This window comes from Veillonella absiana (assembly GCF_032970865.1).
Classification (GTDB): Bacteria; Bacillota; Negativicutes; order Veillonellales; family Veillonellaceae; genus Veillonella; species Veillonella absiana.
On sequence record NZ_JAWJZB010000006.1, the window covers coordinates 25370 to 43518 of the forward strand.

General features: G+C 37.7%; 15 protein-coding genes. 13 read left to right on the forward strand and 2 right to left on the reverse strand.

Annotated features, from left to right (window positions below; all coding sequences use genetic code 11):
• Positions 1-105: 105 nt before the first annotated feature.
• A complete protein-coding gene (gene larA, locus RVY80_RS05755) occupies positions 106-1380 on the reverse strand; it encodes a nickel-dependent lactate racemase (protein WP_295187777.1) in 1275 nt (424 codons plus the stop codon).
• 240 nt (positions 1381-1620) lie between these two features.
• Positions 1621-2016, reverse strand: coding sequence for a thioesterase family protein (locus tag RVY80_RS05760; RefSeq protein ID WP_317329922.1), 396 nt, complete (start codon positions 2014-2016; stop codon positions 1621-1623).
• A gap of 151 nt (positions 2017-2167) precedes the next feature.
• Here RVY80_RS05760 and RVY80_RS05765 point away from each other — a divergent pair, with 151 nt between their 5' ends.
• The 13 genes from RVY80_RS05765 to RVY80_RS05825 all read left to right on the forward strand — a co-directional run bounded on the left by RVY80_RS05765 (position 2168) and on the right by RVY80_RS05825 (position 18144).
• Positions 2168-2965 (forward strand): TVP38/TMEM64 family protein, encoded by a 798-nt coding sequence (locus RVY80_RS05765; protein WP_317329923.1) that lies wholly within the window; start codon positions 2168-2170, stop codon positions 2963-2965.
• Positions 2966-3106: 141 nt separating this feature from the next.
• Positions 3107-4300, forward strand: coding sequence for an aminotransferase-like domain-containing protein (locus RVY80_RS05770; RefSeq protein ID WP_317329924.1), 1194 nt, complete (start codon positions 3107-3109; stop codon positions 4298-4300).
• Positions 4301-4490: 190 nt separating this feature from the next.
• Positions 4491-5333 (forward strand): Mrp/NBP35 family ATP-binding protein, encoded by an 843-nt coding sequence (locus tag RVY80_RS05775; RefSeq protein WP_295187786.1) that lies wholly within the window; start codon positions 4491-4493, stop codon positions 5331-5333.
• Positions 5334-5562: 229 nt separating this feature from the next.
• Positions 5563-6852, forward strand: a complete 1290-nt coding sequence (locus RVY80_RS05780) for a M18 family aminopeptidase (RefSeq protein WP_295187789.1) — start codon at positions 5563-5565, stop codon at positions 6850-6852.
• Between the two features lie 380 nt (positions 6853-7232).
• The gene (locus tag RVY80_RS05785; RefSeq protein WP_295187792.1) at positions 7233-10679 is read left to right on the forward strand and encodes a pyruvate carboxylase; all 3447 of its coding nucleotides are present in this window, start codon (positions 7233-7235) and stop codon (positions 10677-10679) included.
• 245 nt (positions 10680-10924) lie between these two features.
• Positions 10925-11413, forward strand: coding sequence for a transcriptional regulator NrdR (nrdR, locus tag RVY80_RS05790; protein WP_295187795.1), 489 nt, complete (start codon positions 10925-10927; stop codon positions 11411-11413).
• A 3-nt stretch (positions 11414-11416) separates the two neighbouring features.
• Positions 11417-12343, forward strand: coding sequence for a dipeptidase (locus tag RVY80_RS05795; protein ID WP_295187798.1), 927 nt, complete (start codon positions 11417-11419; stop codon positions 12341-12343).
• A complete protein-coding gene (gmhA, locus tag RVY80_RS05800; protein ID WP_295187801.1) occupies positions 12343-12915 on the forward strand; it encodes a D-sedoheptulose 7-phosphate isomerase in 573 nt (190 codons plus the stop codon). Before RVY80_RS05795 ends, gmhA begins: the two co-directional genes overlap by 1 nt.
• A 13-nt stretch (positions 12916-12928) precedes the next feature.
• On the forward strand, positions 12929-14407 hold the full coding sequence (gene rfaE1 / locus RVY80_RS05805; protein ID WP_317329925.1) for a D-glycero-beta-D-manno-heptose-7-phosphate kinase: 1479 nt from the start codon (positions 12929-12931) through the stop codon (positions 14405-14407).
• A complete protein-coding gene (gene rfaD, locus RVY80_RS05810; RefSeq protein ID WP_295187808.1) occupies positions 14404-15369 on the forward strand; it encodes an ADP-glyceromanno-heptose 6-epimerase in 966 nt (321 codons plus the stop codon). The genes rfaE1 and rfaD overlap by 4 nt, the downstream gene beginning before the upstream one ends.
• A gap of 97 nt (positions 15370-15466) precedes the next feature.
• Positions 15467-15976, forward strand: a complete 510-nt coding sequence (locus RVY80_RS05815) for a D-glycero-alpha-D-manno-heptose-1,7-bisphosphate 7-phosphatase (RefSeq protein WP_295187810.1) — start codon at positions 15467-15469, stop codon at positions 15974-15976.
• A gap of 11 nt (positions 15977-15987) precedes the next feature.
• The gene (locus RVY80_RS05820; protein WP_295193672.1) at positions 15988-16992 is read left to right on the forward strand and encodes a glycosyltransferase family 9 protein; all 1005 of its coding nucleotides are present in this window, start codon (positions 15988-15990) and stop codon (positions 16990-16992) included.
• A 114-nt stretch (positions 16993-17106) separates the two neighbouring features.
• Positions 17107-18144, forward strand: a complete 1038-nt coding sequence (locus RVY80_RS05825; RefSeq protein ID WP_295193675.1) for a glycosyltransferase family 9 protein — start codon at positions 17107-17109, stop codon at positions 18142-18144.
• The last annotated feature ends 5 nt before the right edge of the window (positions 18145-18149 follow it).

The following is an 18149-nucleotide window of genomic DNA, read 5'->3' on the forward strand; positions in this document are numbered from 1 at the left end:
GCTAGTTTTTTTGTACTGGGTAAGGGCATTTATGATACAAATAGGCCTATAGGGAAGTAAAGAAAAAACACTGACTCGGAAAGAATCAGTGTTTTTGTAAATGTTTTATTTAACGACTACAGATACACCATCAGGGATAACTGTCATTGTCGCATCTTTGCCTTTAATTTCAAAGGCACGTTGTAATGCTTCTTCAAATGTAGAGGCATGTTGCATGTGCATGTCTTTAAACATTTGAGGGTCGCACATATCAGATACCATAATTACGGTAAATTGATCAAGAATACGAGCTAAAATTTGCATTTCCCATTGGTCAGCAATTGTTTCATTACGAGGCACTGTAGCAATGTAATCAAGTAGGGCGCGAGGAGATTCTGCTTTCTTCAATGTTTCATAGAAGGATTCACCGCCATGACCGTCGTCACAAGCTGCAATCATGATGATAACACCACCTGGTTTTGTAGTAGCTTCAGCAGCAGTCATGCCTTTTACTGCTTGATACATATTTTGATCTAGAGGATATCCACCATTTGTAGATACTACAATATCTGCAGGAATTGGTTTTACACTAGATAGTTTGGAAACGAATTCACAACCAACTTTATGAGCTTCTACGGAATCACCAGCGAAGGCATTGATGATTTTTTTATCTGCATCGATAACAACGTTTAGGATGAAAGCTAGTTTTGCTGTTTCTGCTGCATAGAGCATATCTTTATGAATTGGATTATTTTCTAGATTGCCTGTACGAGCATAAGGACTGTTAATAAATTCACCACAATGGTTGGCCATTACAGTAACCTCAGAGGCGATACCAGGTAGAATGGATTTTCGACCACCAGAGAAACCGGCGAAGAAATGTGGTTCAATAAAACCTTCAGAGATTAATAACTCAGTTTCAACGGCTAATTTATTGATGATGCAGTCACCACCAGATGGGAGTACGCCGATTTTAACCATTTGAGAATCATCGCTAGAGATATGATTTACAATATGTTCGTTCTTAGCGATGTCTTCACCAAATTTATTTTTGATTTCTTCCTCTGTAGTAGGGCGGTGGAAACCAGTGGCTAATAAAATCGTAATGTCGATTGTAGGATTGGCTTCTCTAATACGACGAAGTAAGATTGGCATTGTTACATGACTTGGTACAGGGCGAGTGTGATCACTAGTGATGATGACCATGTTCTTTTTACCTTGTACGAGTTCTTCCAGTTTTTTAGAACCAATTGGGTTGTTCAATGCTTGTTCTACAAGTTCTTGTTCAGATGCAGTTGGCGTATAGTCATGTGCACCTGATGTTAAAATGCCTTGTAGATTGGCCTCTGGAACTTCAATAGTCCAGAACTGTTTGTGATACGGTACTTTGATTGCTTTCATAATACATTCCTCTCTTATGTACAACTACGATTATAAACAAACAAAAAAAATAAAAACCGTATATAACGTGCTAACAATAATACCCTCATGGTATTGCAAGTACGGATATACCCATATAGAGTAATCACACAAACATACATTTAGAATACACACTAGATTCATTTAATTATAGTAAATTTAGAGTCAATCAAATCATATTGATAGATTATTCAGTATGTTTATGTTTTGATGAAAGTAAATTTATTTTGCAGCCTTTTGTGCAACTTTAGCCATGAATTTTTCATTATCGATGATGAAACGTTCATGTGTGCCTTTACCGATGCTACCATGACCATCATTTGCTTCGATGTGGAACGTAATTTTACGGCCATCCACGGCAGTTACCTCTGCGGTAGCAGTAATAGTAGCGCCTAGAGGAGAAGGAACATCATGTGTGATAGATAGGCTAATACCTACAGTACCTTGACCAGACTCAAGGACGGGCGCTACGGCTGCTTGTGCAGCTTCCTCCATAAGAGCGCACATTGCTGGTGTGGCAAATACATCAAGGGCACCACTTTTCATAACTTTAGCGGTGTTTTCAGTGACTACAGTTGTTGTTGCTGTAGCTGTCATTCCGATAGTGATATTTGACATAGAAATCCTCTTTTCTTAATACGAAATTACTGACATGTAATAATTAATTGTTCAATTAAGTTATTTAACTCATTTTATGGTCATTATACCATGTTATCATGATATAATAGGAATTAAATTAAATGTTTAGTACATTAGAAATGGATTATTTATGAGTGAAAATAAAAAAAATATATATTATGGAATCTCAGGTGAGCGTTGGATCCAAATCATTGCTCTAGTATTAACTATCGCTGTGCTAGTAGGCATCCATATCATAGATCCTAAATTTTATCCCATGGTGTGGCATTTGGCGACAGCTGGACGGATGGATGAAATTGTTCAATTCCTTCGCCACTATGGTACTTGGGCCATGCTCATTAGTATGGTACTAGATATTTTCGTCAATGCCGTAGGCTTTTTGCCATCTATCTTTATATCCACAGCGAATGGTATCGTCTTTGGCATGTGGCCGGGGATTATTATTTCTTGGTTAGCAGAAACCATTGGTGTAGTCATCAGTTTTTATATCATGCGCTATTTCCTCAGAGATGCAGCGGATAAACTGATTTCAAAAAATAAAACATTGATGAAAGTTGATGATTTTAGTGGGCGCAATGGTTTTGCTGTGATGCTATTTGCTAGAACACTACCATATTTCCCCTCTGGAATCATTACGGCATTAGGTGCTATCAGTAAAATTAAACCTCGTGACTATATTATTGCGAATTTAATTGGTAAATTTCCATCTACTGCTCTAGAAGTTGCCATCGGTACGGATATTGTGAATTTCCGAGAAAATATATCTCGATTGGGAATTATCGTTATCGTGGCGGCCATTGCCTATTTCATTTTGTGGAAGCTCTATCAAAACTATATGGAGAAGCAAAAGGCGAAACATGCCATTGAAGATTCAAAATTAACTGAGCATAATGCAGTGGTAGAGAAGAATAACAATGAGGATAACTAAAATTATCTAGAGGTATATAAAATAAAATTTTACTAATACCCTTTAAAGTGATAAAGTTAAGGATAGATGAATGTGTACATACCATCATCTATCCTTTTATTAGTATAGATATGATTTCATTATGATAGTGAGGATATAATCATGAGTTTTTCTATTCCTGAACGCTCTACCTTAAAGGGACCTAATTTTATACGTGCCGTATTTGAACGCGGTGCTGGCATTCCTGGATTTATTAGCTTTGGTATTGGTAACCCTGCACCAGAGGCGATTCCTGTGAAAGCTATTCAAGACGCATTTGATAAATTGGTACATGAAAATCCGATGTTGTTATTACAATATGGCCCTATGCAAGGTGATGCACATTTGGCGGAACAAACATTACATCGCTTGGTGAATACACATCATATGAATCCAGACGGACAATCTTTGTTGATCTCTGTAGGTGCTGGTCAATTATTAGGACTTGTACCACGCACAGTGTGCGAACCTGGTGATGAAGTATATATGGATGCATATACTTTCACTAGCGGTATTAATGCCGTTCGTAATACTGGTGCTATTGCAAAAGGTATTGCCATGGATGAATTTGGTATGATTCCAGAAGCCTTAGACGAAGCTGTAAAATCTGGGAAGGGTAAATATGTATATTTGATTCCTAATTTTCAAAACCCCACAGGTATTACAATGCCATTAGAACGACGCAAAGCGATTTATGAAGTGGCATCTAAACATGATTTATTCATCTATGAAGATGATCCATATGGTGAAATCCGTTTTGCTGGTGACTATGTGCCAACATTTAAATCCTTTGATACGGAGAATCGCGTATTATATGCTGGTTCTTATTCTAAAACATTATCTGCTGGCTTGCGCGTTGGATTCATGTTTGGACCAAAAGAAGTGGTTGATGTCATTCAAGTATTAAAAAATAACTGTGATGGCCAAATGCCACTCGTTACACAACGTGTTGTATCTACGGTACTTGATAATGTGAGTTATGATGAACAAATCGAAGAAGTGCGTCGCGTATATAAAATGAAATGGGATGCTATGTACGAAACATTCCAACAATATGCGAGCTCCAAAGTTCATATCACTGTGCCAACAGGCGGTATGTTTGCATGGATGACTATGCCAGAGGATGTGGATTGTGATGCGTTCTTTGAAGCCTGTATGGAACACAAGGTAGGCATTGTACCAAGTGGTGCTTTCGCTGCTGATGGCATTCCTAATGGACGTGCATTCCGTTTGAGCTATACAGTGCCAACAGTGGAGACTATAAAAGAAGGTATGAAAATCCTTGGCGAATTGACTGTACAATTCTGCGGGAAATAGTGAGTTATTTCTTATTCCTTCATTAGAAGTTCTCGATAAAATTGTTGATGAAGAAATATAGCACCATTGATAGAAAATATTCAATATGCTACAATAAATAAATAGAGTTGTGAAAGCAATCTCTAATTTAGAAATTAATTTTGTATATAGAACGAGAGGCAAGTCCTCCAGTTAGAAAGTAGGTGTTATTATGGGTTGCAGCGATGGCGGTTGCGGCGGTTGCCCATCTGCATCCGCAGGATGTGGTTCCGCAAATGAACAACAACAGCAACAACAACCTCAAGATATGACAGCTCCTATGCATGAGTTGAGTAATGTAAAGCATGTCATTGGTATTGTTAGTGGTAAAGGTGGCGTAGGTAAATCCTCTGTTACTAGTTTGATGGCTATTACACAAGCTCGTAAGGGATACAAGACAGCTATCCTTGATGCTGATATCACAGGGCCTTCCATTCCAAAAGTATTTGGTTTGAAAGAAAAGGCTTATGCTGATGAAATCGGTATGTATCCTGTCACTTCTAAAGGTGGCGTAGATATTATGTCCGTTAATTTGTTGCTTGAAAATGATACGGATCCAGTTCTTTGGAGAGGTCCAATTTTAGGTAATGTAGTTAAACAATTTTATTCGGATGTCATCTGGAAAGATATTGATTACATGTTCGTAGATATGCCACCAGGAACTGGTGACGTAGCGATTACTGTATATCAATCCTTGAAATTAGATGGTATTATTATCGTCACATCTCCACAAGATCTCGTATCCATGATCGTTGAAAAAGCTGTGAAAATGGCTGATATGATGCAAGTGCCAATTATTGGTGTAGTAGAAAACTATTCCTATTTCCACTGTCCAGATAATGGCAAGGATTACAAAATCTTTGGTGAAAGCCACATTGAAGAAATTCTTCAAAAATATGGATTGTTATTGCTAGGTCGTCTACCAATTGATCCAACTATTGCAAATCTTTGTGATAATGGTGCATTGGAAACAATCGAGAAAACAAATCTAGAAGATGTAGCATTGCCAGAATAATCTGGTTACATGTTAACAGCATTGTCTGTCGTGGTGTTGCTAGAATACTCTGTTATCCTTAGCACACTATGATGAGACTTATTAGAATAGTCTATAGAACAGAAACCTCCCTTGATGAAAGGGAGGTTTTTTTATACAATAAATGTATACATGCAATGATGTGGGGGAATGCAAGACGTAGCTATGTATGATACTTTCATTATGTATATATTTATACAAGAGGTGCGCTATGGAACAAGAAAATCAAAAATTATTACAGTATATTTCAGCTTGTACATCTCCGTATCATACGGTTGATACTAGTCTACAAATGTTATTAGATGCAGGCTATACAGAATTATCTATGGAGGAACAATGGTCATTAGGGGAAGGTAATTATGTAGTAAATGTATTTGGCACAACATTATTTGCATTCCATGTAGGTAATAATCCTAGAAATACATTACGTATTGCTTCTGCTCATACAGATTTTCCAGCTATACGAGTTAAACCAAATCCAATCACTACTGTGAAAGGTTATACAAAATTAAATGTTGAAATGTATGGTGGATTGATTTTAAATACCTGGCTAGATCGTCCATTGGGTGCTGCTGGTACAGTCGTATTAAAAGGTCAAGATGCTTTCGATGTAGATGCTGTATTAGTTGATACAAAACGACCAATAGCATTAATTCCTAATCTAGCCATTCATATGAATCGTGAAATGAATGATGGTGTTAAATTGAGTCGTCAAAAACATATGTTACCAATTATCATGATGACACCAGACGAAGAATCTGAATACGATGCATGGACAACATTGTTAGCGGAAGAAGTAGGATGTCAGCCAGAGGAAATTTTATCCTATGAAATGACACTATACCCTGTAGAACAAGGATGTACAGTGGGTATTCATAACGAATTTATCAGTTCACCACGCCTTGATAATCTAACATCCTGTTATGGTTGTCTAGAAGGTATGTTAGCGGCTCAAAAAAATCAAGTAGATGGTATTCGTGTAGCTATCTTGTTTGATAATGAAGAAGTAGGTAGTCGTACAAAACAAGGTGGGGCAGGTATGATTTTACCATTGCTAGTGGAACGTATTTATCGTGGTCTTGGATTAACTCGAAATGAACTTGATGCTGATATGGGTAAAGGATTCATGATTTCTTCTGATGTGGCTCATGGTTTACATCCTAATTTCTCTGAAAAGAACGATATTACTAATTTCCCTACACTAAATGGTGGCGTTACGTTGAAATTGGCTGCTAGTCAATCCTATGCAGGCGATGCTAAGGCATTAGCTATTGTGAAAGGCCTATGTGAAGAAGCCAATGCAGACTATCAGTTGTATGTAAATAATTCTGATATTGTTGGTGGTTCTACAGTTGGTTCTATTTCGTCTGCTATGTTCCCAATGAGAACAATGGATATTGGGTTACCATTGCTAGGCATGCATTCTGTTCGTGAAACAATGGGGGCGAAGGATCAACGTAATTTAAATCTTTTGATGCAACATTTCCTTGGCGATTTATAGGATTAAATTCATAGTGAATAAAATTGAGTAGACATAGCTATAAAATTTATATCTGTGTCTACTTTTTTTACTAAACTAGTGATTATCTGGCTTTAAAATGTGGACTAAACATGTCCGTTTGGAATGGAGATATGAATACTGGTTATAATATACCTCTAGAATAGGCCTATCATATTTTTTGTGAATATCTTGTGTATTTATTCGTGAAATGCTGTATAATGAGTTTAAAGTTAATGATGATATGGATATAAAAAAAAGTGATAATTTCAAATTATTTATTGATAAATTCGCTTTTTATATTTTTCGATGCATATCAGAAATTATTGAATTCTCAAACAAGGCACTATAAGGATAGTGAGTAATGAGTAGGAGGAATGCCAATGAAAAAGATTAAATCCGTATTAGTAGCAAACCGTGGTGAAATTGCAATTCGCGTATTCCGGGCGTGTAATGAAATGGGGATACGTACTGTTGCTATTTATTCGAAAGAAGACACATTGTCTTTACATCGTAACCAAGCGGATGAAGCGTATTTAGTTGGTGAGGGTAAAAAACCAGTTGAGGCGTATCTTGATATTGAAGATATTATTCGTATTGCCCATGAACATGATGTAGACGCTATTCATCCTGGCTATGGTTTCTTGTCAGAAAATGCGAAATTTGCTAAACGTTGTGAAGAAGAAGGTATTATTTTTATCGGTCCAAATATTGAACATTTAATTATGTTTGGTGATAAAGTCAATGCCCGTGAGCAAGCTAAACTAGCTCAAATTCCTATGATTCCTGGCTCGGATGGAGCCTTGAAGGATTTTGCTCAATTAGAACAATTTGCGGAAGATTATGGATTCCCATTGATGATCAAAGCCGTTAATGGCGGTGGCGGTCGTGGTATGCGTGAAGTAACTCGTAAAGAAGATTTGCGTGAAGCCTATGATCGTGCAAAATCTGAAGCAAAAGCTGCTTTCGGTGATGATGATGTATATGTAGAACGCCTCATTGTGGAACCAAAACACATTGAAGTTCAAATTATAGGTGATAAACATGGTAATGTAGTTCATTTGCATGAACGTGATTGTTCTGTACAGCGTCGTCATCAAAAAGTAGTGGAAATGGCGCCTGCCTTTGCTTTGCCAATAGAAACTCGTCAAGCTATCTGTGATGCTGCTGTTAAAATTATGAAAAATGTTAATTATGTTGGTGCTGGTACAGTAGAGTTTTTGGTGACGGACGATGGTAATTTCTATTTTATCGAAGTTAATCCTCGTATCCAAGTAGAACATACTGTTACAGAAATGATTACAAATATTGACATTGTACATACACAAATTCGCATTGCTGAAGGCTATCGTTTGGACAGTGCTGAAATTGGCATTATGGCACAAGATGCAATTCCTTGCAAAGGAATTGCTATCCAATGTCGTATTACTACAGAGGATCCTAAAAATAACTTCATGCCTGATACTGGCAAAATTTTAGCATATCGTAGTAGTGGTGGTTTCGGTATCCGCCTTGATTCTGGTAATTCATTTACAGGTGCCGTTGTTACACCATATTATGATTCCTTACTAGTAAAAGCTACTGCCTTTGCATCTAATAACGAAGAAACCATTCGTAAAATGCTACGCTGTTTAAAGGAATTCCGTATTCGTGGTGTAAAAACGAATATCCATTTCTTAATCAATGTATTAGAGCATCCTGAATTCCAAAGTGGTCATTATAATGTTAACTTTATTGATGGACATCCTGAGTTATTCAATTTAAAACAAGACCGCGATAGAGGTACAAAATTACTTCGTTATATTGCAGACATTACAGTTAATGGATATGCAGGTGCTGGTCATGAAGCAAAACCTAGCTTTGAACCAATGTTATTACCTCCTAATTTAGATATTGCACCTTCATCTGGTACAAAACAAAAGTTAGAAGAGTTGGGTCCAGAAGCCTTCTCTAAATGGTTAACAGAACAAAAAGAAGTATTCTTTACTGATACAACATGGCGTGATGCTCATCAATCTTTGTTTGCTACTCGTTTACGCTCCATCGATATGGCACGTGTTGCTGGTAATGCAGCACAAGGCGTTCCAAATTTGTTCTCCTTAGAATGTTGGGGTGGGGCTACTTTCGATGTAGCATATCGTTTCTTGCATGAAGATCCATGGGAACGTTTACGTATGTTCCGTAAAGAAGTGCCGAATACATTGCTTCAAATGTTGATTCGCGGTGCTAATGCCGTTGGTTATACTAGTTATCCTGATAATGTAGTTCGTCAATTCATTCAGTTAGCGGCTAAAAACGGTGTTGATGTATTCCGTGTATTCGACAGTTTAAATAGTCTCGATAATATGAGAGTGGCTATCGATGAAGTGCGGGAGCAAAATAAATTGGCAGAAGTAGCATTATGCTACACTGGTGATATTTTGGATGCGAGCCGTACAAAATACAATCTTGATTACTACGTAAAAATGGCGAAAGAATTGGAAAAAGCTGGTGCTAACATCATCGCTATTAAAGATATGGCGGGATTGTTAAAACCTCAAGCAGCGTACAACTTGGTATCTGCATTGAAAGATGCTACAACATTACCAATTCATTTACATACTCATGAAGGCTCTGGCAATGCAATTTATAGCTATGGGCGTGCTGTAGATGCTGGCGTTGATGTGATTGATTTGGCTTACTCTGCCTTTGCTAATGGCACAAGCCAACCAAGTATGAATTCAATGTACTATGCTTTATCAGGTCATGACCGTCAACCTAATATGAATCCTGAATATATGGAACATATGTCCCATTACTTTGGTTCTATTCGTCCATATTATAAAGGGGTGGACCGTGCAGAGTCTTATCCAAATACAGAAGTCTATATTCATGAAATGCCAGGTGGACAATATTCTAATTTACAACAACAAGCAAAAATGGTTGGCCTAGGTGATCGTTGGCCTGAAATTAAAAAAATGTATCATGAAGTTAACATGTTATTTGGAGATATCATAAAAGTAACTCCATCCTCTAAAGTTGTAGGGGATATGACATTGTTCATGGTTCAAAATGGATTAACTGAGAAGGATATTTACGAAAAAGGCGACATTCTTGATTTCCCTCAATCTGTGGTAGAATTCTTTGAAGGTCGTATCGGTATTCCTTATCAAGGTTTCCCAGAAAAACTTCAAAAAATTATTTTGAAAGGTCAACGGCCATTAACAGTTCGCCCTGGTGCTGTATTGCCACCAACTGATTTTGAACATGTACGTAATGAGTTGAGCGATATGGGGGCAGCAATTACTGATGAAGATGTAAGTGCCTATTGCTTGTACCCTAAAGTGTATAGAGATTATCATAAATTTACCACTGACTTTGGCGATGTTTCTGTCCTTGATACGCCAACATTCTTCTTTGGTATGAGTCGTGGTGAAGAAATTTCTGTTACTATTGAAAAGGGTAAAACACTAATTATCCGCATGAATGGTGTATCTGAACCAGATGAAGATGGCAATCGTCTAGTTGTATTTGAATTTAATGGACAACCTCGTGCTATCAAAGTTCATGATAAACATGCGACAACTACAGGTATTACTCGTCGTAAAGCGGATGACAATATACCAGGTGAAATTGGTGCTACATTATCTGGATCTGTTGTTAAAATCCTCGTTAAGAATGGTCAAGCTGTTGCCAAAGGTGAAGCTCTTATCGTTACAGAGGCTATGAAAATGGAAACAACTATTACATCACCAATTGATGGTATTGTAGCTGAAGTGCTTGTACGTGAAGGTAGTCGTATTGAAAGTGGCGATTGCTTGTTACGTGTAGAAGATGAATTGAAACGTTAAGACATGGTCGTTTGATATAGCCTAAGGATATACAATATATACAATAATAAAATATTGTTTTAATTTACTCCTACAAACACAAAGAACTCTTGGGATTTTCCTAGGGGTTCTTTGTGTTTTTGCGTTGTTCATGGTACTATATATAGTATAAGAAAATGGGCATAGTATACAGTCGATGCGATAGTAAAGCGATTATGTTCATAATTTACGTATACAATCAAAATTAGATTAAAGGAGTACAAGCGATGAGATGTCCTTATTGCCAACATACAGATACGAAAGTCACTGATTCCAGAACCACTGATGAAGGAAACAGCATTCGTCGTCGTCGGGAATGTATTAGCTGTGGCAGACGTTTTACTACATATGAAATTATAGAAGAAGTGCCATTAATGGTACTCAAGAAAAGTGGCCGTAGAGAACTCTTTGATCGTGGTAAACTATTGAATGGTTTATTACGCTCTTGTGACAAACGAACTGTACCAATGTCCGTTATGGAACAAGTTGTGAATGATGTAGAACGTGAGATTAGAAATGAAATCAATCAAGAAGTCACTACAGATCGTATTGGCGAACTTGTATTACAAGAGTTGAAAGATATAGACCAAGTTGCGTATGTTCGATTTGCGTCTGTATATCGTAAATTCGATAATATTGATAGCTTCATGGAAGAATTGAAATCTTTGAAGAAATTAGATGAAAAGAAGAAATTAGATGAAAAGAAGAAGAAATAAATTATGATTGATTTACATTGTGATACGGTAATGTGTCTCATTGATGACCTAAGTCAAGGCGATTTATATGAGAATTCTTGGAAAATTGATATTAAGCGATTACAACGTGCTAAAAGTCGTATTCAAGACTTTGCTCTTTATGTGAACATGGAAAAACATCCTAACTCGTATGCTCGCTATTGCGATATGTTAGCACTTTTTCAAGAACAAGTAACGACTTATAGTAATCATATTATGCATATTCGTAGTTATGCTGATATAAAGGCTTGCTACGATACTAATAAAATAGGTGCCTTATTATCTGTTGAAGAGGGCGGTGTATTCGAAGGTGATTTAAATAAGCTTCGCAAGGCTTATGACGATGGTGTGCGGTTGATTACCATTACTTGGAATTATGCCAATGGTCTAGGAGAACCACATTGTGGAGATGCAACAAAGTCATTAACATCTAAAGGTGTGGAATTTGTAGAGCTTATGGAAGATCTAGGAATGATTGTAGATTGCTCTCACTTAAATGATGGGGGAACAAAGCAATTAGGTCAAATTTTAAGAAAACCTTTTATAGCATCCCATAGCAATGCTCGTGCTTTGACAAACCATAGTCGTAATTTATCGGATGAATTAATCACGCTTATTGCCAATAAGGGGGGCGTCATTGGGTTGAATTTTGCCCAAGCTTTTTTAGGGACCTCATCCATCAGTCGTATTGAGGATATCGTAAAACACGGATTATATATTCGTAATCTCGGTGGAGACGATGTTGTCGCATTGGGAACGGATTTCGATGGAATCCGTCCTGATACAGAAATTGAAGATATTGCACATATGCCTGAGTTATATGATGCATTTATTAAAGCCGGTTTGTCAGAGGATTCTGTGGATAAGATTTTCTGGAAAAATGCAGACCGACTATTTAAGGAGATATTATAATGGCAGATGAATTATATCCATTGATTGCCGAGCGATTTTCGGATCACTTGGATGTCTTTGGGAAAACAATGGAACACATGGATGTGATCCAAGATATTGCCGTACGTTGTCAATTCGCACTAGCTAATGGCAATAAAATTTTATTTTGTGGCAACGGTGGTTCTGCTGCAGATGCGCAACATTTAGCCGCCGAGCTGATTGGGCGCTTTCAAAAGGAGCGTCGCTCATTGGCAGCCATAGCATTAACTACAGATACATCGATTTTGACCGCCGTTGGTAATGACTATGGATATGACGAAATTTTTGCTCGTCAAGTAGAGGGGTTAGGTCGTCAAGGTGATGTACTTATTGGTATTTCTACATCTGGAAATAGCAAGAATGTAGTAAAAGCCGTTGAGAAAGCAAGAGATACAGGTATGCATACTATCGCTTTAACTGGTGAAGGTGGCGGCAAATTAGCGGAACTCTGTGACATTACATTAGCTATTCCAAGCAAAGTGACTGCTCGCATTCAAGAAATGCATATTTTAGTAGGTCACATTATTTGCGAACTATTAGAAGAAGAATATTAACAAGGATTCTAGTATGATTAATAAAACTATAAATGAGTTTCTTACGAATACATTGCCTAATTTAAAACTGGCCGTGATAGGAGATATTATGGTGGATCGCTATGTATTTGGCGATGTGAGTCGTATTTCTCCAGAGGCACCCGTACCAGTCAATCGTGTATCAAAAGTGAAAGAAGTGCTAGGGGGGGCCGGTAATGTCGCATCAAATCTAGCTAATCTTGATTGCAAGGTTTACTTAGGTGGTGTAGCTGGTAAAGATGCTCATGGCACTATGTTAGAAAGTTTACTACAAGCTGATCATATTGATACTACGGGAATTCAGTATGTAGAATCTCGTGAAACTATCACTAAAATGCGTATTCTAGGTGATCGTCAACAAATGATGCGATTGGATTTTGAAACATTATCGCCTCTTTCTTTAGACGAAGAAGTCAATCTTTTGACTTGGCTCACGAATTTATGTGAGCAAGGGATTGATGGTATTGTCGTTTCTGATTATGGCAAAGGCGTTTGTACACCATCCCTACTAGAAAAGCTTTTTATTTTGGCTAAGAAATATAATATTCGTACCATTGTAGATCCTAAGGGGAATGATTGGTCTAAATATGCCGGTGCTACTTGTATTACACCTAATGTAAAAGAGTTGGGTGAGTGCGTAGGGCGCGTTTTAGAGAATGAGGATGCTGTTATAGTACAAGCCGCAAAAGATGTATTAGAGTCAATCGATTTAGAATATATTATTGCTACTCGTTCTGCCAAAGGCATTACAGTTGTTTCGAAAGATGGTCGTACTTGGCATAATCCAGCGACACAACAAGAAGTGTTTGATGTAAGTGGTGCAGGTGACACAGTAGTAGCCATGATGTTAACGTGTTTAGCAGGGGGCTTATCCTTGCGGTTGGCTTTGCATATAGCTAATAGTGCTGCTGGCGTCGTAGTGGCAAAGGTTGGCACCTATCCAATTCATCGTGCTGAACTCTTGGAGGTATGGAAAACATTACAAGAGCAAGTGGTACAAAAGGATTTGTACGACATTCATGAAATGGAAACCCTAGTTCGTCATTGGCAAAATAATGGAGAGACAGTTGTATTTACCAACGGTTGCTTTGATATTTTACATCGTGGGCATATTACGTATTTACAAGAAGCCGCACAATTAGGGGATCATTTGATTATTGGTCTTAATAGTGATGGCTCTGTACGTCGATTAAAAGGTGAAACTCGACCAATCGTGAGCGAACGAGATCGCGCTGCGCTATTGAGTGCGCTCGGTTGTATTAATGGTGTCGTATTGTTTGAAGAAGACACACCAGCGGAATTGTTGTCCGTATTACGACCAAATATTTTGGTTAAAGGTGGGGATTATAAAGTAGAAGATGTGATTGGACGTGAATCTGTTGATTCCGTTGAGATTTTATCTTTCAAGGAAGGATATTCTACATCTGATATTGTACAGCGCATAGCTACAATGGCTAAGGAGGGCAAATTATGATTATTGTAACCGGGGGTGCTGGTTTTATTGGCAGTAATATTGTAAAAGCATTGAATAACCGTGGTCGTAACGATATTTTAATTGTTGATGATTTAACAGACGGTCGTAAAATTCGTAATTTGCAAAGTTTGGATTTTCTAGATTATATCGATTGCGAAGATTTTGATGCAGCCATTGAGGATGGCACATTTGATGTAGGTCCTATCGAAGTTGTGTTCCATGAAGGTGCTTGTGCTGATACTATGGAATACAATGGTCGTTACATGATGAAAAATAACTATGAAGGCTCTAAAAATCTTTTCCATTATTGCCAAGATCGTAGAATTCCATTTATCTATGCGTCTTCTGCATCTACGTATGGTAATGGTACAAATGGTTTTGTGGAAAATCCTGAATGTGAAGAAGCTTTAAATCCATATGCTTACTCTAAATTGTTATTTGATCGTTATGTACGTAAATTTGAAGGTGAATATACGGCTCAAGTAGTAGGCTTGCGTTATTTTAACGTATATGGCCCTAATGAAGCACATAAAGATAAAATGGCTTCCTTAGTGCGTCAAATGTTCTACAAAAACCAAGAAACAGGTGTTATTAACTTGTTCGAAGGTACAGATGGCTATGAAAATGGCGGTCAAACACGCGATTTCATTTATGTGAAAGATGTAGTAAATGTGAATTTCTATTTCTGGGAACACCCTGAAATCACTGGTACATTCAACTGCGGTACTGGTAATGCTCATTCCTTTAATCAATTCATGCAAGCCGTTATCGACTATAACGGAAAAGGAAAAATTGCGTATGTGCCATTCCCAGAGGTATTAAAAGGTAAATACCAAAGCTTTACACAAGCAGATACAACAAAATTGTTGGCAGCTGGTTATGATAAAGGCTTCACAAAAATGGAAGATGCCGTTAAAGAATATTGTGAATTATTAGACAATAACGAAGGTTATTTACGTTAATACACGTATAGATGTGATGTAGTATTCACCTAATATGTTAGGCGCATACTACATCTGTTGTAAGCACATATGCCTGTCATGTAGAAAGGACGTTACCATGAAAAAAGTATTATTTTTGGACCGTGATGGCGTCCTAAATCGTGACACCGGGTATCTACACTCTGTGGATGAACTCGAGTGGATTCCAGGTGCCAAAGCGGGATTAGCCTATGCGCATAGCAAGGGCTATGATCTCATTGTGGTGACAAACCAAAGTGGTATTGGTCGTGGTTACTATACCGTAGAGGATATGAATATCTTACACGAACATATGAATAGAGAACTCACAGCCAATGGTGCACCTATTTTGCATTTCTATTATTGTCCTCATCATAAGGAGGGGACCATTCTAGAATATGCTATAGAGTGCGATTGTCGTAAACCAAAACCAGGCATGATTTTACAGGCCTTTCATGATTATGACATTGACCAAAAGGCTAGTTTTCTTATTGGCGATAGCCCTAGAGATGTAGAAGCGGCTGAGGCTGCTGGCATTCAGGGCTATTTGTTTGATGGTGTTAATTTATTACATACGATACAAGCAATTCTGCAGGAGCGTATACAATAGGAAGAGAGTATATGAAAGACTACAAAAATATACTAATTATAAAAATGAGCTCTTTAGGGGATATTATTCATGCATTGCCTACGCTCTATGCATTACGCAAGAACCTACCAAATGCCAAAATTACTTGGGCTATTCACGAACAATTTGCTGGGCTGTTACCAGGAAAACCGTGGGTTGATGAGGTTATCATCATTGACAAGAAACAATTGAAATTATTTGGATATTTGAAACAATTGTACACAGATTTACGGGGTCGCCATTTTGATATGACCTTGGATCTACAATGTTTAGCGAAGAGTGCTATTGTATCGTGGTTATCTGGTGCACCTGAAAAATATGGTTACTGGGAATTACGTGAGGGCAGTCAATTCGTCAACAAGGCACTAGTAGGTAAACATCAATACGATCATGTTATTGAACGCTATCTCGACACCGTTAGACAACTTGGCGGATCGGTGGATACTATTGAATTCCCATTGCCAAGTGATGCGACCTGTTACCAGCATGTGGTAGATATGTTAGGTTCTGAGGGGATACAAGATGACTATGTTTTGGTGGCTCCAGGTGCCCGTTGGACGGTGAAAGAATGGCCAGTGCTGTCCTTCGCTGAATTGTGCAATCGATTATGCCAAGAGGGACGCAAAGTTGTTCTCATGGGTGCTAAAGATGATTTAGGAAAAAGTCAATCTATTGTGGATGCCGTTCAAAGCAATAATCTAGTAAATTTAACTGGAAAAACAACAATGCCTGAATTGATTGAATTGATTCGTCATTGTAGTTTATATATTAGTGCCGACACAGGGCCATTGCATATTGCTAATGGACTTAAGAAACCGTTGATCGCTTTGTTTGGTACTACATCGCCAGAACGAACAGGTCCTTATGGTGGGGATTACATTCATTTAGTGATTTCACCTACATCTAAGGCCACTCCAGAGAACCCATTGATTGATGATCCAGAGTGTATGGCCCAAATTACAGTGGACCAGGTGTGGGATGTATATAAAGCACTATAATTATTGAAGTAGATTAAATTTGTTGGTACATTAATATAATTAAAGCCAATTGTTATTGTATAGACTTAGAATCACATTATATTCGGTATGACCTATTGAAGGAGAGGAGCTCATATGGAACTTGATCATAAGCGTATCGTTGTAACATTTCTTATGCATTTAGGGGATGTTATTTTAACGACACCATTTTTAGAAGTCTTACGTAGAGCAGCTCCTCATAGTCATATTACCTATGTAATGGATGAGAAATTACAAGAGGTTATGCAATATAATCCCAATATTGATGCATTAGTGACGGTCGATAAAAAAGGTCGTCATAATAGTATCTCCGGTTTAAATGAAGTGGCTAAGGAAATTAATCGACAAGGAAAGCCAGATATTGTGATTAATTTACATCCTAATGAGCGTACATCCTATTTAGCATGGAAAATTGGAGCTAAGGTGACAACAGGAATGAGTCATTTCTTGTTCCGCCCTTTCATGACAAAATATACTCGTTTGGACCGGAAAACATTACATGCGGCAGATATGTACATTAATGTATTAGAACAACTAGGTGTATCTAATACGATGAATCATGGGCTTACCATTGAAACTTCTGAGGCATGGGATAATCAAGCACATGATTTTTATGAAACTTATGATGTGACTCGTGATGATATTGTCATTGGATTCAATATTGGTAGTGCTGTTCCAGAAAAGCGTTGGCCACGGGAGCGATTTGCTCATGTGGCGGATTATTTTGGTCATCAAGGGTATAAAACGGTATTCTTTGGTGGTCCTATGGATCAGGATATGGTAAATGATGTGGTACAGGTGATGGAAACTGAGCCTATTATCACTACTGGTAAATTTTCATTAGGGCCATTGGCATCAGCGATGAAACGGTGCCAATTAATGATTACCAATGATTCTGGCCCTATGCATGTGGCTATTAGTCAACATGTTCCAATTGTAGCTTTGTATGGACCATCTAATCCATTCTTTTACGGGCCGTATCGTGCTAATGCTATCGTACTTGAATCGATGGATAAATACGAAGTTGGTAAAAGTATGAAACAAGTAATTCGGGAAGGAAAATATAAAGGATTACAAGTGATATCAGAAGAGGCTGTTATTGATGCAGCTGAACAATTAATTATCACTAAGTAAGGAGT